General features: G+C 61.3%; 15 protein-coding genes. 5 read left to right on the forward strand and 10 right to left on the reverse strand.

Features of this window, described 5'->3' with window-relative positions:
- Positions 1-106: 106 nt before the first annotated feature.
- The 8 genes from MUM_RS0108190 to MUM_RS0108225 form a co-directional block, all read right to left on the reverse strand.
- A complete protein-coding gene (locus MUM_RS0108190; protein WP_010168899.1) occupies positions 107-1,459 on the reverse strand; it encodes an LLM class flavin-dependent oxidoreductase in 1,353 nt (450 codons plus the stop codon).
- Positions 1,459-2,652 (reverse strand): SfnB family sulfur acquisition oxidoreductase, encoded by a 1,194-nt coding sequence (locus MUM_RS0108195; RefSeq protein WP_010168901.1) that lies wholly within the window; start codon positions 2,650-2,652, stop codon positions 1,459-1,461. The genes MUM_RS0108190 and MUM_RS0108195 overlap by 1 nt, the downstream gene beginning before the upstream one ends.
- 25 nt (positions 2,653-2,677) lie before the next feature.
- Positions 2,678-3,919: an SfnB family sulfur acquisition oxidoreductase gene (locus tag MUM_RS0108200; RefSeq protein WP_010168903.1), complete on the reverse strand. Its 1,242-nt coding sequence runs from the start codon at positions 3,917-3,919 to the stop codon at positions 2,678-2,680.
- A 184-nt stretch (positions 3,920-4,103) separates the two neighbouring features.
- Positions 4,104-4,889, reverse strand: a complete 786-nt coding sequence (locus MUM_RS0108205) for a hypothetical protein (RefSeq protein ID WP_010168904.1) — start codon at positions 4,887-4,889, stop codon at positions 4,104-4,106.
- 337 nt (positions 4,890-5,226) lie between these two features.
- Positions 5,227-5,973, reverse strand: coding sequence for an L-cystine ABC transporter ATP-binding protein TcyN (gene tcyN, locus MUM_RS0108210; RefSeq protein ID WP_010168907.1), 747 nt, complete (start codon positions 5,971-5,973; stop codon positions 5,227-5,229).
- A 3-nt stretch (positions 5,974-5,976) separates the two neighbouring features.
- Positions 5,977-6,642, reverse strand: coding sequence for a cystine ABC transporter permease (gene tcyL, locus MUM_RS0108215; protein WP_010168909.1), 666 nt, complete (start codon positions 6,640-6,642; stop codon positions 5,977-5,979).
- The gene (tcyJ, locus tag MUM_RS0108220; RefSeq protein ID WP_010168911.1) at positions 6,642-7,436 is read right to left on the reverse strand and encodes a cystine ABC transporter substrate-binding protein; all 795 of its coding nucleotides are present in this window, start codon (positions 7,434-7,436) and stop codon (positions 6,642-6,644) included. The genes tcyL and tcyJ overlap by 1 nt, the downstream gene beginning before the upstream one ends.
- Before the next feature lie 160 nt (positions 7,437-7,596).
- Positions 7,597-8,589 carry a D-cysteine desulfhydrase gene (locus MUM_RS0108225; protein WP_010168913.1) on the reverse strand — a complete coding sequence of 331 codons (993 nt, stop codon included), beginning with the start codon at positions 8,587-8,589 and terminating at the stop codon, positions 7,597-7,599.
- Positions 8,590-8,755: 166 nt separating this feature from the next.
- Between MUM_RS0108225 and epsC the strand changes: the two genes are divergently transcribed.
- Positions 8,756-9,682: a serine O-acetyltransferase EpsC gene (epsC, locus tag MUM_RS0108230; RefSeq protein ID WP_010168915.1), complete on the forward strand. Its 927-nt coding sequence runs from the start codon at positions 8,756-8,758 to the stop codon at positions 9,680-9,682.
- A 426-nt stretch (positions 9,683-10,108) separates the two neighbouring features.
- A complete protein-coding gene (betT, locus tag MUM_RS0108235; protein ID WP_003211865.1) occupies positions 10,109-12,070 on the forward strand; it encodes a choline transporter BetT in 1,962 nt (653 codons plus the stop codon).
- Positions 12,071-12,073: 3 nt separating this feature from the next.
- Here the strand turns inward: betT and MUM_RS0108240 are convergent, their stop codons facing one another.
- Entirely contained in the window at positions 12,074-12,322 is a 249-nt protein-coding gene (locus MUM_RS0108240; RefSeq protein WP_010168918.1) for a hypothetical protein, read from the reverse strand.
- A gap of 176 nt (positions 12,323-12,498) precedes the next feature.
- Positions 12,499-13,230 carry an SDR family oxidoreductase gene (locus MUM_RS0108245; RefSeq protein ID WP_010168919.1) on the reverse strand — a complete coding sequence of 244 codons (732 nt, stop codon included), beginning with the start codon at positions 13,228-13,230 and terminating at the stop codon, positions 12,499-12,501.
- Positions 13,231-13,349: 119 nt separating this feature from the next.
- Between MUM_RS0108245 and MUM_RS0108250 the strand changes: the two genes are divergently transcribed.
- The 3 genes from MUM_RS0108250 to mgrA all read left to right on the forward strand — a co-directional run bounded on the left by MUM_RS0108250 (position 13,350) and on the right by mgrA (position 16,877).
- On the forward strand, positions 13,350-14,240 hold the full coding sequence (locus MUM_RS0108250) for a LysR family transcriptional regulator (RefSeq protein WP_010168920.1): 891 nt from the start codon (positions 13,350-13,352) through the stop codon (positions 14,238-14,240).
- Between the two features lie 161 nt (positions 14,241-14,401).
- Complete coding sequence (locus MUM_RS0108255) at positions 14,402-15,730, forward strand: OprD family outer membrane porin (RefSeq protein ID WP_010168921.1); 1,329 nt, start codon at positions 14,402-14,404, stop codon at positions 15,728-15,730.
- A gap of 109 nt (positions 15,731-15,839) precedes the next feature.
- A complete protein-coding gene (mgrA, locus tag MUM_RS0108260) occupies positions 15,840-16,877 on the forward strand; it encodes an L-glyceraldehyde 3-phosphate reductase (RefSeq protein ID WP_003211877.1) in 1,038 nt (345 codons plus the stop codon).
- Positions 16,878-16,916: the final 39 nt, after the last annotated feature.

The following is a 16,916-nucleotide window of genomic DNA, read 5'->3' on the forward strand; positions in this document are numbered from 1 at the left end:
ACTCGGTCAACTGTGGGAGCTGGCTTGCCTGCGATAGCGGTGGGTCAGCGACATTTCTTCAACTGACACTCCGCAATCGCAGGCAAGCCAGCTCCCACATTTTGGTTCAGTGGCGGTAGGTGGAACCGGTGTGTTGTTCAGGTAAGTGCGCCGAGTGGTGGAAGACTTTTTCCCGCAACGTCCCGGTCTCATACGCGGTCTTGTACGAGCCCCGGCGCTGCAGTTCCGGCACCACCAGTTCGATGAAGTCGACGTAGCTTTCCGGGGTGACGATGCGCGTCAGGTTGAAGCCATCCAGGCCGGTTTCGCTGATCCATGACTCCAGCTCGTCAGCCACCTGCGCAGGCGAGCCCACCAGGGTGATGTAGCGGCCGCCGAGGGCGTGTTGTTCGAGCAACTTGCGCCGTGTCCAGTCGTTGTTTTGCAGGTTCTTGGTCGCCGACTGGATGGCGTTGCTCTTCACGTACTGGATCGGTTCATCCAGTTCGTATTGGGAAAAATCAATCGCGGTGGAGGCCGAGAAATGCGCCACGCCGGCTTCCGCACTGGCGTAGCTCAGGTACTCGGCGTGCTTGGCCCACGCCGCTTCTTCGGTGGCGCCGACAATCACGTTCAGGCCCATGAACACCTTGATATCGTCCGGGTTGCGCCCGGCTTCCACGGCGCTGGCGCGCACCTTGTCCACTTGGATCTTGGTCGAGGCCTTGTTCTGCCCGCTGATGAACACGCACTCGGCGTGACGCCCGGCAAACAGCAGCCCACGGTCCGAACTGCCCGCCTGGAACAGCACTGGCGTGCGTTGCGGCGACGGCTCGCACAGGTGATAACCCTCCACCTGATAGAACTCGCCCTTGTGCTCGACCTTGTGCACTTTTTCCGGCTGGGCATACACCCGCGCGTGCGGGTCGTTGATCACCGCGTCGTTTTCCCAACTGCCTTCCCAGAGTTTGTAGAGCACTTCCAGGTATTCGTCGGCCTGGTCGTAGCGCCGGTCATGCTCGACCTGCTCGGTGAGGCCCATGGCCTTGGCGGCGCTGTCGAGGTAGCCGGTGACGATGTTCCAGCCCACCCGGCCACGGCTCAGGTGATCGAGCGTGGACATGCGCCGGGCGAACAGATACGGCGGTTCGTAGGTGAGGTTGGCGGTGAGGCCGAAGCCGAGGTTTTTGGTGACGGCGGCCATGGCCGAGACCAGCAGCAACGGGTCGTTGACCGGCAGCTGGATCGCCTCTTTGAGCGGCACGTCCACCGAGTTCTGGTAGACGTCATACACCCCGACGATGTCGGCGATGAACAGGCCGTCAAACAGCCCGCGTTCCAGCAACTGCGCCAGTTCGGTCCAGTACTCGATGGTTTTGTACTGGGTCGAGTTGTCCCGTGGATGGGTCCACAGGCCGTGGTTGATATGCCCGATGCAGTTCATGTTGAAGGCATTGAGCAGGATCTTTTTCTTCGCCATCAGATAGTCCCCCGCAGTGGCGGGTTTTCATCGTTGAGGTAGTAGTTGCCCACAGCAAAGTATTTCCAGCGCACCGGGTCGTGCAGGGTGTGCACCCGGGCGTTGCGCCAGTGGCGGTCCAGGCCGTGTTCGGCGAGGGTTGCCTGGCTGCCGGCGAGTTCGAACAGGGTGCTGCCGGCGGCCAGGGAAATCTCCGTGCTCAGGGCGCGCACTTCGGCGACCGCGATGGATGCGGCGGCGACGGTGTCGGCGTTGCTGTCGGCCTGGGCGCGGTCGAGGAACTCACCGGAGCGTTCCAGCAATGCCTCGGTGGCGTGCAGGCGGATGCTCAGGTGGCCGAAGCTTTTCAGGGTCAGTGGGTCTTCCGTTGCCTTGTCGCTGGTGGCGTCGATCCATGGCCGGGTTTTGGTGCGCACGAAGTGCAGGGCATCTTCATAGGCGGCGCGGGCGATGCCGGTGTCGATGGCGGCGTGAAGGATCTGCGCCAGCGGGCCGACGGTGGTCGGGCGTTCAAAGGCGCTCTGGAACGGGATGACGTCCTGGGCCGCGACCCACACGTTATCGAACACCACCGAACCGCTGCCGGTGGTGCGCTGGCCGAAGCCGCTCCAGTCGTCGATCACGCTCAGGCCCTCGCTGTCACGGGTGACAAAGGCCAGTTGCTGCACACCGTTTTCGTCCACCACGGAAGTGGGAATACGTTGGGCGTAGATCGCGCCGGTCGAGTAGAACTTGCGGCCGGTGATACGGAAACCGTCACCGTCGCGGGTAATCGTGGTTACACGGTCGTGGGCAGTCTTGGTGCCCAGTTCGGCCAGGGCATTGCCGAAGCGTTGGCCGGCGAGCACTTCGGCGTACAGGCGTTTTTGCTGCGCCGGGCTGCCGTTCACCCGCAGCACTTCGAGGGCATAAAAGTGGTTCTGCGGGATCTGCCCCAGGGACGCATCCGCCTGGGCAATCAATGCCGTGACCTTGGCCAGGGTGACGTTGGAAACCCCAGCGCCGCCGAATTCCCTCGGTACGCTGATGCCCCACAGGCCGGAGCGGGAAAACACGTCCAGTTCAGGCAAGGGCAGGCGGCGTTCACGGTCACGCAAGGCGCTGTCGCGGCGGAAGTCTTCGGCCAGGTCGCTGGCGACAATAAGGGCTTGTTCATCGCTGGTAATAACCGCGACGTGATGAGAAAGGGTCATGCGTATTCTCCAGAGGTCTGGTCGGTTAAATCCAGGAATGTCGGGCAGGTAAAGTGCCGTTGAGGTGGTAAGCGCCCACCGCGTGATACTTCCAGCGCACCGGGTCGTGCAGGGTGTGCACCCGCGCGTTGCGCCAGTGGCGGTCGAGGTTGAATTCGGCGAGGGTCGCGCGGCTGCCGGCCAGTTCGAATAATTTCTCGCTCGCGAGCAATGAAATCTCGGTGGTCAGCACCTTGGCTTCGGCCACGGCAATCGAGGCCCGAGCCGCGGACTGCGCGGTGATCGGCGCGGCACTGACTTGGTCCAGCACCTGGCCCGCCTTGCGCAACAGCGCTTCGGCCGCGTGCAGTTCGATTTTCAGCTTGCCGATATCGGCGATCACATACAGGTCATCGCTGGCCCGTTCGACCTTGGCGTCGATCCAGGGCCGCGAGCGTTCGCGTACAAAGCTGATGGTGTCGTCGATTGCGCCACGGGCGATGCCGGCGTCGATGGCCGCCTGGATCAATTGCGACACCGCGCCCTGGATACCCGGCGATTCGCCGAGGCGCCAGGTCTCCACCACCAGTTCGGCGTCCACCGCCACCTGATCCAGCAGCACCGTGCCGCTGGCCGTGGTGCGTTGGCCAAAGCCCGACCAGTCATCAACGATGCGCAGGCCTTCGGTGCCACGCCGCACGAACGCCATGACGACTTTGCCGTCATCGTCCAACGCCTTGACCGCCACCCAGTGGGCGAACAGCGCACCGGTGGAGTAGAACTTCTGGCCGCTGATGACGTAGCCGTCGTCCTTGGCGGTAATGCGCGCCTTGAGGTCCAGGGTGTGTTTGGTGCCGCGTTCCGGGCCACCGTTACCGATGCGCCAACCCTCGAGCACGCTCTGGAACAGCTGCTTTTTCTGGCGCTCGCTGGCCGCCCCTTGCAGCACGTGCAGGATGCCGAAATGGTTCTGCGGGATTTGCCCCAGCGCCGGGTCGGCCGCGCTGATGATCGCGAACACCTCGGCCAGGGTCACGAAGGACACTTGCGGGCCGCCGTACTCACGGGGAATGGAAATGCTGCCCAGGCCGCTGCGGGTGAAATGCTCGATTTCAGCCCAGGGCAGTTTGCGTTGCTGATCGCGCCTGGCCGCTTGCAGGCGTGCAGCCTGTGCCAGCTCATGAGCAGCGCTTAGGGCCTCGGCGTCGTTGCGCAGCACCTTGGCGGGCAACAACAGCGGGGCGACGTCCAGATCACTCTGGGGGGGTGTTTGTGCCAAGTTAGACATCAGCGCCGCTCCTTGGCTGCACGCAATGCCCTGGCGTTACGCACCGGGGTAATTTTGACCATACCTACCTCACATCCGTTGAAAAGATAAAAAAATCAGGAATGTCCGGTGGTCCGGTGCATATACCCTAAGCGTGTTAAATTTTTTAATAAACTAACTTTTAGGAATATGCATAGAAGGTCTGTCACCCGGGTTCACAAGGCGAGCCGGGGCGGCGGGGTTGGTAGACCAGCGGAGCCTTGGCGGGGCTGGTCGGGGCCTGGGGAACGAGCGCAGCGATGCGCAGGGTGCGGGTTGGCGCCCAGCGCGAATTGTTGCCGACCCGGTCGAGAATGCAGTAGGTCACTTCGAGGCGATGGTCATCTCCGGCCTCAATGATGATCGCCGACGGCACCCAGACCTGCACCGCCTTGCCCACATCGCCGGCCTGGATCTTCGGCAGGTCCAGGCGCACGTCACCCCAGCGCAGGGTGATTTCGTCATCGGTCGCCATGTTCAGGTACGGCTCGATGGTCAACGGTACGCCACGACGGATCTGGCTGCTGTTGACGCCGTGGCGGCGAATGGTCTCGGGCAGGCCGACGGCGGCCAGGTTCTGGTTTTCGTCGTTACTCAATGCAGAAGGGTGGCCGCCGGGATAATCAGTCTTGACCTGCACCCGGGTGGTCGCCGAACGCGCCGGGCCGTGGCCGACTTGCATGACCCGGTAATGAATCCGTGCCTCGCCATCCAGCACAAAGCTTTCCGGCACCCGCAGGCGGGTGGGCATGCCGATTTTGCCGGCGGTGATGCGTCGGGAAGCCGCAAAGCAGTTGTTCCAGAACAACTCGATCAGGTCGCCCTCGTCCATGCCATCGTAAGGCGCGATATCGACCTGCAGGTGGGTGGCGGCGAGGGCATTGATACCCTCTCGATGGGCCTCAGGCAAGGTCGGGGCAGTGAGCAGCGCGGGGGGGGAAATACGCGTCATAAATAATCTCCTTGATGCAGCCAGCAGCAATCGTTCCGGACATTAAGCGCGGGCGGGCGACGTAGTCCGAAAGGAACGATTTAATGAAAAACCAGAATGGATCCAATCCTCTGGGCGTTAGATAAGAGGCTCGGTTAGTTGGCGTCAAGAGGCTGGGCGGGGCAAACAGGGGGTTATGGATTATTCAGAAGGGTCTGACTGGCGGGGCGCTGCAAGTGCGTGTTTCGAGGTGACTTTTACCCAGTGAATAAAGGGCTTTTCCCAAAAAACACTAAAGAGGCGAGTTGCCTTTCGGCAACTCTATAAAGCGAAGTTTCTTACAAGCGATGGGCGCACGTTAGTTGTTGATGAACTTGCTGAGAAACTGCCGGGTACGTTCTTCTTTCGGGTTGGCGAACAGTGCCTTGGCTTCGCCCTGTTCAACGATCACCCCCTTGTCGAAGAAGATCACCCGGTTGGCCACGTCCCGCGCAAAACTCATCTCGTGGGTCACGATGACCATGGTGCGGTTTTCTTCAGCGAGGCTGCGAATGGTCGCCAGCACTTCGCCTACCAGCTCCGGGTCCAGGGCCGAGGTCGGTTCATCGAACAGGATCACCTCCGGCTCCATCGCCAATGCCCGGGCAATCGCTACCCGTTGCTGCTGCCCGCCGGACAGGCGCCGTGGGTAGGCGTCTTCCTTGCCCGCCAGGCCAACCCTGGCCAATAGCTTGCGGCCGAGGGCATCTGCGGCGGCCCGGGGCATCTTCTTGACCACGATCGGGCCTTCGATGACGTTCTCCAGGGCGGTGCGGTGGGGGAACAGGTTGAAGTTCTGGAACACAAAACCCACGTGCTGGCGCAGGCGCCGCACCAGGTTTTGCTGCTGGTTGAGCGGGCGGCTGCTGTCGATCTCGATGTCACCGACCTTGATCCGGCCACTGGTGGGTTCTTCGAGGAAATTCAGGCAGCGCAGCAAGGTGGTCTTGCCGGAACCGCTGGGGCCGATGATGGCGACGACTTCGCCTTCCTTGACCTCAAGGTCGATCCCGTTAAGCACCACCTGACCCTTGAATTGTTTGGTCAGTTTTTCAACCACGATCATGCTTCAAGACTCCAGGTCATGCCGGTTGACTCGTGCTTCCAGGCGGTTTTGCACGTGCGCCAGAACGCTGGCAAGAATCCAGTAGATCAAGGCGGCGGACAGATACATGGTGAAAATTTCGAAGGTACGGGCCGAGACCAGTTGCGCCTGGCGGAACAACTCCGGCACCTGGATGGTGGCGGCCAGGGCGGTGTCCTTGACCAGGGAAATAAAGCTGTTGCCCAACGGCGGCAAGGCCGTGCGCATGGCCTGTGGCAGGATGGCCCGGCGCAGGGTCTGCGCACGGGTCATGCCGATACTGGCCGCAGCTTCCCACTGGCCGCGCTCGATGGAACCGATGGCGGCACGCAGGATTTCACAGGCATAAGCGGCCATGTTCAGCGAGAAGCCGATCATGGCCGCCGGGATCGGATCCAGCTCGATGCCCACTTGCGGCAAGCCGTAGTAGATCAGGAACAGCTGTACCAGCAAGGGCGTGCCGCGAAAGAACGACACATAGACCCGGGCGATCCAGCTCAGCAACTTGAAGCGCGACAGGCGCATCAAGGCCAGGCCAAAGCCCAGCAGCAAGCCGAAAAACATCCCGCCAAGGCTAAGAATTACCGTGAAATACGCGCCCTTGAGCAGAAAGGGCGCGGAGTCCAGCGCGAGTTGGAAACCTGCTTCCATTATTGAGTAACGTCAGCGTTGAAGTACTTCTCGGACAGCTTCTTCAAGGTACCGTCGGCACGCAGTTCGTCGAGGGCCTTGTTCACCGCAGCCAGCAGTTCAGGCTCGCCTTTGCGCAGGGCAATGCCGGCTTCCTGGCGGGAGAACGCAGCGCCTGCAGCGGCGGTGTCCTTGGCTTTCTTGGCGTATTCCAGCGCGGCCAGGCGGTCGATCAGGATGGCGTCGACACGGCCGATGCGCAGGTCCTGGAACTTGGTTGGGTCATCGTTGTAGGTTTTGACGATGGCTTTCGGTTGGTTTTCCTTGAGCCATTGTTCGTAGTTGGTGCCCAGGCCCACACCGATTTTCTTGCCGGCCAGGTCGTCGGCGGTCTTGATGGTGTCGACGTTCTTCGCCAGGGTCAGCGCCTGAATACCGGAGACGGTGTACGGCGTGGAGAAATCATACTTTGCCTTGCGCGCGTCGGAGATGGTCACCTGGTTGACGACCGCGTCCAGGCGCTTGGACTCCAGAGCGGCGAGAATGCCATCCCACGGAGTGGCTTGCAGCTTGACCTTGACGCCCAGCTTCTTGGCCAGGGCTTCAGACAACTCGACCTCGAAACCGCTGAGCTTGCCGCTTTCATCGACGAAGCTGAACGGCGGGTAGGTGCCTTCCAGGCCAATCTTGATTTCGCCGGCTTTCTTGATGTTATCCAACTGCTCGCCGGCCACTGCCTGACCGAGCCACCCGGCGCCTAGCGCCAGCCCCAACGTGCCAACCAGTAACGTGCGACGGAATACAGAAATAGTCATGAAGAGCCCCTGTGTTTTTTATGTTGAGCGATGCAGGTGACGCGGTAGTCGTATCCTGCCTTAAAGCGAGATGCGCGTCTTCGCCTACGGCGCGACTATAAAGCCGGTTTTTAAGACTTGAAAATAATATAAAATCAGATTGATATTCTTTTATGGAATATCAAAAGCTTGAATCATACGCAAACAACGCCGGTGCACCGCCGGTATGCAGGAAGATGATCGGCCCCTCTTCAAAGCGCTGGCGACCAATGCCATCCAGCAAGCCGGCCATGGCCTTGCCAGTGTAGACCGGGTCCAGCAGCAGGCCTTCCTGACTGGCCACCAGCTTGATCGCCGCCAGCGTGCCGGCACTCGGCTCGCCATAACGGGGGGCGAAGTACTCATCCCACAGGATTACCTTGAACGCGTCCGGTACCGGCGCGCCGAGCAATTCGGCCGTGCGCTCGGCCAGGCCTTGCACCTTGGGGCGCTGGGCTTCGTCGGTACGGGACACGGTGACGCCAATCACTTGCAGGTCCGGCAGTACTTCGCTCAGCGCCAATGCCAGGCCGCTGTGGGTGCCGGCGCTGCCGGAAGCCAGCACCACGGTGGAGAACTTGATACCGCTGTCTTCGATCTGCCCGGCCAGTTCCAGCCCGGCGCGTACATAACCCAGGGCGCCGAGGGCGTTGGAGCCGCCAATGGGCACCAGGTACGGCTTCTTGCCGTTGCTGCGCAGGCGGTCGGCGAGGGCGTTGAGTTGGTCGTCGACGTTGTCCAGGTTCTCCACCAACTCGACCTTGGCGTCGAACAGTTCCAGCAACAGGCGGTTGCCGTTGGCCAGGTAGTTGGGGTCTTCGGTGCCTGTCGGGTTTTCCAGCAGGGCAACGCAGCCCAGGCCGAGCTTGGCCGCCAGCGCGGCGGTTTGGCGGACGTGGTTGGACTGGATCGCGCCGGCGGTCACCAGGGTATCGGCGCCTTGGGCAATCGCATCGGCGGCAAGGTATTCGAGTTTGCGCAGCTTGTTGCCGCCCAGGGCCAACGGCGTGGTGTCGTCGCGTTTGACGTAGATATCACGCCCCAGCCAGGCCGACAGCCGCTCGAGTTTTTCCAGGGCGGTGGCGCCGCCCAGCAGTTCCAGACGGTTAAAGCGGTCGAGCTGTTGTTTGATCATGGCTACGCACGGGTGGTCAGAGATGCACCGACTATAGGCAGGCACTTTTGCGTGGGCAACCGTCAATCGCTTATGTCGATGGGTTATTAGCATTGCACTATTGGTTCTTAAGGGCGCTCAGGTGCCTTGCCGTAAAGTGATGGGCATTTCGTCAGGAGTGAAGACCGTGAGTGAGCGTTCCAGTCATTGGCAATTACAGACCATCGTCAGCCAGCTGCGCAGCGCCCGGGACCAGTGGCGCACCCGCAACGGCCGGGTCAGCGGCGAGCAGGGCGGGCGCGAGCTGCCTTCACGGGAAGCCGTGGCGCAGATTCTCGAGGCGTTGTGCGGTGCACTGTTCCCCATGCGCCTGGGGCCGGTGGATTTGCGTGAAGAGAGTGAAGACTTCTACGTCGGCCACACCCTGGATGTGGCGCTGAATGCGTTGCTCGCCCAGGCGCGGCTGGAGTTGCGTTACGCCGCGCGACAAGGTGGCCAGGATGACAGCGAGGTGGACGCCCATGCGATCCACCTGATCCAGGATTTCGCCCTGGCGTTGCCCGCCTTGCGCAGCCTGCTGGATACCGACGTACTCGCCGCCTATCACGGCGACCCGGCGGCCCGCAGCGTGGATGAAGTGCTGTTGTGCTACCCGGGCATCCTGGCGGTGATTCACCATCGGCTGGCTCACCACCTGTACCGTGCGGGCTTGCCGTTGCTGGCGCGCATCAGTGCGGAAATCGCGCATTCGGCGACCGGGATTGATATCCACCCCGGCGCGCAGATCGGCCCGAGCTTCTTTATTGACCACGGGACGGGTGTGGTGATTGGCGAGACCGCGATCATCGGCGAGCGGGTGCGGATCTACCAGGCCGTGACCCTGGGCGCCAAGCGCTTCCCGGCGGATGAAGACGGGCAGTTGCAGAAGGGTCATCCGCGGCACCCGATTGTTGAGGATGATGTGGTGATCTACGCCGGGGCGACGATCCTGGGGCGGATCACGATTGGCAAGGGTTCGACCATTGGCGGCAACGTGTGGCTGACGCGCAGCGTGCCGGCGGGGGCGAACCTGACCCAGGCGAACCTGCAGCATGATGACGGGACGCAGAAGTAAAACACTGCTCTCTCTAACGATCACACAGATCAAATGTGGGAGCTGGCTTGCCTGCGATAGCGGTGTATCAGCAACAGATGTATGGCTGACCCACCGCAATCGCAGGCAAGCCAGCTCCCACAATGGATCGCATTCCAGTCTCGGCCAGTATTTCGCTCAGCAATCGCTGAACGTTTTGTCATCCCCGCACGTCATACCTATCCTTGAGCTAGTGTAGGAAACACCTACCACTCGGCCCTGCGATTAGTCCTCAAACCCCTATCCATGTTTAACTTGACTGTTCGTTCAAGTTAAATCGGTGGTTCGCTGCCCGCTCACAACAGGAGGCTTACCTTTGCTGAGTCTGTTTTTCACAGCCACATCCCACACCCTTGAGGTGCGCCCTACATGAGTGCATCGTCCACACCTTCCAGCGGTCTGGTCCGCATGAACCCGCCGGTGTTTTACTTCGCCGCGAGCTTCATCCTGCTGTTCGGCCTGACCGTCATCGCGATTCCCGAACAAGCCGGCGCCTGGCTGCTGGCGGCACAAAACTGGGCGGCCAATACGGTCGGCTGGTATTACATGCTGGCGATGACCCTGTATCTGGTCTTCGTGGTGGTCACCGCGTTATCGGGCTACGGCAAGATCAAACTCGGTGCCGACCACGACGAGCCCGAATTCAGTTACCTGTCCTGGGCCGGCATGCTGTTCGCCGCCGGCATCAGCATCACGCTGTTTTTCTTCTGCGTTTCCGAGCCATTGACGCACCTGGTGCAACCGCCCCAGGGCGAAGCCTTGAACGGTGACGCTGCGCGCCAGGCCATGCAGATCCTGTTTCTGCATTGGGGCCTGCATGGCTGGGGCGTGTTCGCCTTCGTCGGCATGGCCCTGGCGTATTTCGCCTACCGGCACAACCTGCCGCTGGCGTTGCGCTCGGCGCTGTACCCGCTGATCGGCAAGCGCATCAACGGCCCCATCGGCTACGCGGTGGACGGCTTCGGCATCATCGCCACGGTGTTCGGCCTCGGCGCCGACATGGGCTTCGGTGTGTTGCACCTCAACTCCGGGCTCGACTACCTGTTCGGCGTGGCCCACACCCAGTGGATCCAGGTCGGCCTTATCACCTTGATGATGGGCGCAGCGATCCTGGTGGCCGTTTCCGGCGTCGACAAGGGCGTGCGGGTGATGTCCGACATCAACATGCTGCTGGCCTGTGCGCTGCTGCTGTTCGTGTTGTTCGCCGGGCCCACTCAGCACTTGCTGAACACGCTGATCCAAAACATTGGCGACTACCTGGGCGCGTTGCCGACCAAGAGTTTCGACCTTTACGCCTATGACAAACCCAGCGACTGGCTGGGCGGCTGGACCGTGTTCTATTGGGCCTGGTGGATCGCATGGTCGCCGTTCGTGGGCCTGTTTATCGCGCGTATTTCCCGCGGTCGTACCATCCGCGAATTCGTCTTCGGCGTGCTGTTGATCCCGTTGGGTTTCACCCTGGCGTGGATGTCGATCTTCGGCAACAGTGCCATCGACCAGGTGCTCAACCACGGCCTCACGGCGCTGGGGCAGTCGGCCATTGATGATCCATCGATGAGCCTGTACCTGCTGCTGGAAACCTACCCGTGGAGCAAGACGGTCATCGCGGTCACGGTGTTTATCAGCTTCGTGTTCTTCGTCACCTCGGCCGACTCCGGCACTGTGGTGCTCTCGACCTTGTCGGCCAAAGGCGGCAACGCCGATGAAGACGGGCCGAAGTGGCTGCGGGTGTTCTGGGGCGCGATGACGGCGTTGGTCACCAGTGCGCTGTTGTTCGCCGGCAGTATCGACTCGCTCAAATCGGCCGTGGTGCTGACCTCGCTGCCGTTCTCGATGATTTTGCTGCTGATGATGTGGGGGCTGCACAAGGCGTTCTACCTTGAGTCGCAGAAGCAGATCGCGCAGATGCATTCCCTTGCACCGGTGTCGGGCTCGCGTAAAGGCACAGGCGGTTGGCGCCAGCGCTTGAGCCAGGCGGTGCATTTCCCGTCACGGGATGAGGTGTATCGCTTCCTTGAGACCACGGTGCGTCCGGCGATCGAAGAAGTGACGGCGGTGTTTGTCGAGAAGGGCCTGAATGTGGTCACCCAGCCCGACCCGGCCAACGACAGCGTCAGCCTGGAAATCGGTCATGGTGAACAGCATCCGTTCGTGTACCAGGTGCAAATGCGCGGCTATTTCACGCCGTCATTCGCACGGGGCGGCATGGGTTCCAAGCAACTCAACAACCGCCGCTACTACCGCGCGGAAGTGCACTTGAGTGAGGGCAGCCAGGACTACGACCTGGTGGGCTACACCAAGGAGCAGATCATCAACGACATCCTCGACCAGTACGAACGGCACATGCAGTTCCTGCACCTGGTTCGCTGAGGCTCAGGCCCTGATAAACAGGGCCAGTGCCACCAACGGCGCACCAAACACCACACTGCCGATCACCAGCTCCGAGACCAGGGGCTGGCCGGCAGTGACCACGCCTACCGCGCCGTTTACCACCGCCACCACCAGCCAGACCCCGACAAAGCTGTAGGCCAGAATGTGCCGGCTGACGCCAAGCTTTTGGCCGATAAACAGCATCAACACGAGCAGGATCAGGCCGGAGGTGATGACGAGTGCGGTGTGCATGGCTGAAGTCTCCTGATACCCGCTGATTCACAGTGAACACCAAATCTGTGGCGAGGCAGCTTGCTCCCGTTGGGCTGCGAAGCGGCCCCAAAATCTTGGGAGGGCTACGCACTCCAGCGGGAGCAAGCTCCCTCGCCACAATATTAGTGCGTCGTAGAGTGAGTGGTTGTGTGGTTTCAGACCAGGCCGCCATTGGCCCGCAGGATTTGCCCGTTTACCCAGGCACCGGCCGGGCTCACCAGGAACGACACCACGCGGGCGATATCTTCGGGTTGGCCAAGGCGTTCCAGTGGCGCCATCTTGGCCAGGCCCTGGATCTGCTCTTCGCTTTTGCCATGCAGGAACAGCTCGGTAGCCACCGGGCCGGGGGCCACGGCGTTGACGGTGATGCGACGGCCGCGCATTTCCTTGGCGAACACTTGGGTCAGGGATTCCACGGCTGCCTTGCTGGCGATGTACACCGCGTAGCCGGGGAAATTGAGGCCGACGGTGCTGCTGGAAAAGTTGACGATGCGCCCGCCGTCGTTCAGGCGGGTCGCCGCTTCACGCAGGGCGTTGAAGGTGCCACGGGTGTGGATATCGAAGTTCTGGTTGTAGAGCTCATCGCTGTGCTGGGCCAGCGGCAGTACCTTGAGAATCCCGGCGTTGTTGATCAGCACATCGACCTTGCCCAGTTGGGCTTCGGTCTCGTCGAACAGGCGCTTGACGTCGGCGGCGCTGGCCACGTCGCCCTGGATCGCTATGGCTTGGTGCCCGGCCTGGCGCAACTCCACCACCAGTTTCGACGCTTCAGTGGCGCTGCTGGCGTAGTTGATCGCGACGGCATAACCGTCGGCGGCCAGTTGTTTGGCAATCACGGCGCCGATGCCACGGGAGGCGCCGGTAATGATAGCAACTTGAGTGGTCATGATCAGGTTTCCTTGGGAGAGTGGCTGGGTGTGGAAGCAGATTCACATGTTTACCCAAGCCGATAAATGCGCCAGAGTTGCCTTGACTGTTCAAAAATCGCCAACAATGGAGACTCAACGTGGACCAGGTCAAAGCGATGAAGGTGTTCGTACGAATCTACGAGCGCAGCAGCTTCACGCTCGCCGCGGATGACCTGAACCTGCCGCGCGCGACCCTGACCCACACCCTCAACCAGTTCGAAGCCTGGCTGGGCACGCGGTTGCTGGAGCGCAGCACCCGCCGCGTGCGCCCAACGCTCGATGGCGAGGCCTATTACCTGCGTTGTGTGCAGCTGCTGGCCGAGCTGGAGGAGGCGGAACTGGCGTTCCGTTCGGTAGCGCCCAAGGGCCGCCTGCGCGTGGATTTGCACGGCACCCTGGCCAAGTACTTCGTGATCCCGGCACTCCCGCAATTCATGGCGCGCTACCCGGAAATCGAACTGTCCATCAGCGAGGCAGACCGCTTCGTCGACTTGATCGCCGAAGGCGTGGATTGCGTGCTGCGGGCAGGCACCCTGGGGGATTCGGCGTTGATCGGCAGGCGTGTTGCGACGCTGCGCCAGGTGACCTGCGCGAGCCCGGCGTACCTGCGCAAATACGGCGAGCCGAAAAGCCTCGCCGACCTGGGTGAGCACCGGGCGGTGAACTACGTTTCGCGCACCACCGCCAAGCTGTTCCCGTTCGAATTCATGGTCGACGGCCACGTGCAGGAAGTCACGATCGAGGGGGCGCTGTCGGTGTTCGGCGCAGAGATTTATTCCGCCAGCGCGGTGGCCGGACTGGGCATTATCCAGTGCCCGCACTACCGCATGGCCGAGCTGATTTCCCAGGGCGTGATGCAGGAAATCCTCGCCGATACACCGCCGCCCTTGATGCCGGTGTCGGTGCTTTACCCGCAGAACCGACACATGTCGCCGAGGGTGCGAGTGTTCGTCGATTGGCTCGCCGAAATCTTCGCCACTGCCCGCTAACCCGCGTACTTACTGGGTTTCTTAAATTTAATTTCATCCGGGTAAAGGGTGTTTTGACTCCGAACTGTCACATGGCCATCGCCTAATTGTGTGAAGCGTTTGACGCTTTCATTTCAGAACAGTGACGGAGACCGGTACCAATGAAGACGTTATTAAGCCCCATGGTGGGTGCCGCCATGGCGAGCTTTATGCTGTCCGCCCACGCCGATTTTATCGATGACAGCCACGCCGACGTGACCCTGCTCAACCGCTACCTCAATCAGCAGGGGCGCGATGTGGTGAACAGCAATAACAAGGCCCACAGCATTCGTGACTGGGGTCAGGGTTTTGAATTCAACTTCAAGTCGGGCTACACCGAAGGCACCGTAGGTTTTGGTCTGGACCTGCAGGCGTTCTACGGTTTGAAACTGGACTCCGGTGGCGACCTCAACGACAAGGATCACCAGGGCCGCTACCCCGGCAGTATGTTCCCGCTGGATGACGGCAAATCGGCCGACCAGTTCGGCGTGCTCAGCCCGACCTTCAAGATGCGTTTCGCCCAGGATGAATTGCGCGTCGGTACGCTCTACGGCAACAACCCGGTCCTGGCCAACACCGACGGCCGCCTGTACCAGCAGACCAACACCGGCGTGCAGTTGGTTTCCAAAGACTTGACCGACTTCACCTTTACCGCCGGTGACATCCTCAAGACCAAGATCCGCAACGAAACCGGCGACCAGGGCATGATCACCGCCGGCGGCACCAAAGAGAGTGATCGCTTCCTCTACGGCGGTGCGGACTACAAAGGCTTGCCGGACACCACCGTCAGCCTGTGGTACTCGAACCTTGAGGATTACTACCAGCAGTTCTTCCTCGGTGCCAAGCGCCATGACGCCTTGCCTGTCGGCGCGATCGACACCGACGTGCGCCTGTACCGCAGCCTGGGTGTGGGGGAAAACGCCGCCGGCGACAAAGACTATTCCGCCGCCGGCCTCTACGGTGACGGCACCTCCAAGGGCCGCATCAACCAGTCCACCGTCAGCCTGCTGGAAAGCTACAGCCTGGACGGCCATACCGTCGGCCTGGGCATCCAGAAAAACAGCGGCGACAGCGACTTCCCGTACCTGGATTCCGGCCTGAACAGCGGTGCCAGCAACCAGGGCCCGGGTTCGGGTGCCGACACCCCGGCACTCACCAACATGCAACTGAACAAGTTCCAGCACGCCGGCGAGCGCACTTGGTTGGCCCAGTACAAATATGACTTCGGCAAGCTCGGCCTCAATGGCCTGACCTTCGCCACGTCCTACGCACACGGTGATGACATCCGCACCACCCAAGGCACCACCAGCGAATGGGAACGTAACGTCACCGTGGCATACCAAGTGCCCACCGGCACCCTCAAGGGCCTCGGCGTAACCTGGCGAAATGCCCACGCCAGCCCGGATATCACCGGTGCCACCGTGCAAGATGAAAACCGCTTCTATGTGAGCTACGTCGTTCCACTCTGGTAGGAAATTGCTGTACAAAGAGCAAGCACACTTAAGCGATTCAGCTGCTTAAAAGGCCTGGGAATATCCTTATTCCCAGGCCTTATTTGCTCATAAGACCAGAGAGGATTCGATGACTTACATTGCTGCCGAAAACCGCTATGAATCTATTCCTTACCGCCGCGTAGGTCGCAGTGGACTGGTGCTGCCGGCACTGTCCCTGGGGCTGTGGCACAACTTTGGCGACAGCACCCCCATCGACACCCAGCGCGCCTTGCTGCGCACCGCGTTCGACCTGGGTATCAACCACTTCGACCTGGCCAACAACTACGGCCCTCCGTACGGCAGCGCCGAGATCAACTTTGGCCGTTTGCTGCGCGAAGACTTCAAGCACTACCGTGATGAACTGATCATCTCCAGCAAGGCCGGCTGGGACATGTGGCCGGGCCCTTACGGCCAGGGCGGCGGTTCGCGCAAATACGTACTGGCGAGCCTCGACCAGAGCCTGCAACGCCTGGGCGTCGACTACGTGGACATTTTCTATTCCCACCGTTTTGATGCCGACACCCCACTGGAAGAAACCGCCAGTGCACTGGCCACCGCCGTGCAACAGGGCAAGGCGTTGTACATCGGGATTTCGTCCTATTCCGGGGTAAAAACCCGCGAGATCGCAGCGCTGCTTCAGGAGTGGAAAGTTCCGCTGCTGATCCACCAGCCGGCCTACAACCTGCTCAACCGCTGGGTGGAAAAAGACCTGCTGGACGTCACCGAAGAACTCGGCGCCGGCGTGATTGCGTTCACCCCGTTGGCCCAGGGTTTGCTGACCGACAAATACCTCAACGGCGTACCGGCGGATGCGCGGGTGAATCGTCCGGGTGGTGGTTCATTGCAGGCCAAGCACTTGTCCGAGGCCAACATTGCCCATGCGCGTGCGTTGAATGAAATCGCCAAGCGCCGTGGCCAGAGCCTGGCGCAGATGGCGTTGGCGTGGACATTGCGTGATCCGCGGGTCACCAGCGCCCTGATCGGTGCGAGCCGGCCGGAGCAGATCATCGAAAACGTCGGCGCGTTGCAGAACCTGAGCTTCAGTGCGCAAGAGCTGGCGGAGATTGACCGGTTCGCCCAGGAAGGCGGGATTAACTTGTGGGAGAAGCCGTCTACGGCGGAATAAGCGGCAGAGCTCGATTTCTGCATCAACACCAACCCAATG

The organism is Pseudomonas sp. PAMC 25886, from assembly GCF_000242655.1.
Classification (GTDB): Bacteria; Pseudomonadota; Gammaproteobacteria; order Pseudomonadales; family Pseudomonadaceae; genus Aquipseudomonas.

What these genes read in the sequence shown, in the direction of transcription:
- MUM_RS0108190 (WP_010168899.1), bottom strand. Translation starts at nt 1,459, where the DNA reads ATGGCGAAGAAAAAGATCCTGCTCAATGCCTTCAACATGAACTGCATC.
- MUM_RS0108195 (WP_010168901.1), bottom strand. Translation starts at nt 2,652, where the DNA reads ATGACCCTTTCTCATCACGTCGCGGTTATTACCAGCGATGAACAAGCC.
- MUM_RS0108200 (WP_010168903.1), bottom strand. Translation starts at nt 3,919, where the DNA reads ATGTCTAACTTGGCACAAACACCCCCCCAGAGTGATCTGGACGTCGCC.
- MUM_RS0108205 (WP_010168904.1), bottom strand. Translation starts at nt 4,889, where the DNA reads ATGACGCGTATTTCCCCCCCCGCGCTGCTCACTGCCCCGACCTTGCCT.
- tcyN (WP_010168907.1), bottom strand. Translation starts at nt 5,973, where the DNA reads ATGATCGTGGTTGAAAAACTGACCAAACAATTCAAGGGTCAGGTGGTG.
- tcyL (WP_010168909.1), bottom strand. Translation starts at nt 6,642, where the DNA reads ATGGAAGCAGGTTTCCAACTCGCGCTGGACTCCGCGCCCTTTCTGCTC.
- tcyJ (WP_010168911.1), bottom strand. Translation starts at nt 7,436, where the DNA reads ATGACTATTTCTGTATTCCGTCGCACGTTACTGGTTGGCACGTTGGGG.
- MUM_RS0108225 (WP_010168913.1), bottom strand. Translation starts at nt 8,589, where the DNA reads ATGATCAAACAACAGCTCGACCGCTTTAACCGTCTGGAACTGCTGGGC.
- betT (WP_003211865.1), top strand. Translation starts at nt 10,109, where the DNA reads ATGAACCCGCCGGTGTTTTACTTCGCCGCGAGCTTCATCCTGCTGTTC.
- MUM_RS0108240 (WP_010168918.1), bottom strand. Translation starts at nt 12,322, where the DNA reads ATGCACACCGCACTCGTCATCACCTCCGGCCTGATCCTGCTCGTGTTG.
- MUM_RS0108245 (WP_010168919.1), bottom strand. Translation starts at nt 13,230, where the DNA reads ATGACCACTCAAGTTGCTATCATTACCGGCGCCTCCCGTGGCATCGGC.
- MUM_RS0108255 (WP_010168921.1), top strand. Translation starts at nt 14,402, where the DNA reads ATGGTGGGTGCCGCCATGGCGAGCTTTATGCTGTCCGCCCACGCCGAT.
- mgrA (WP_003211877.1), top strand. Translation starts at nt 15,840, where the DNA reads ATGACTTACATTGCTGCCGAAAACCGCTATGAATCTATTCCTTACCGC.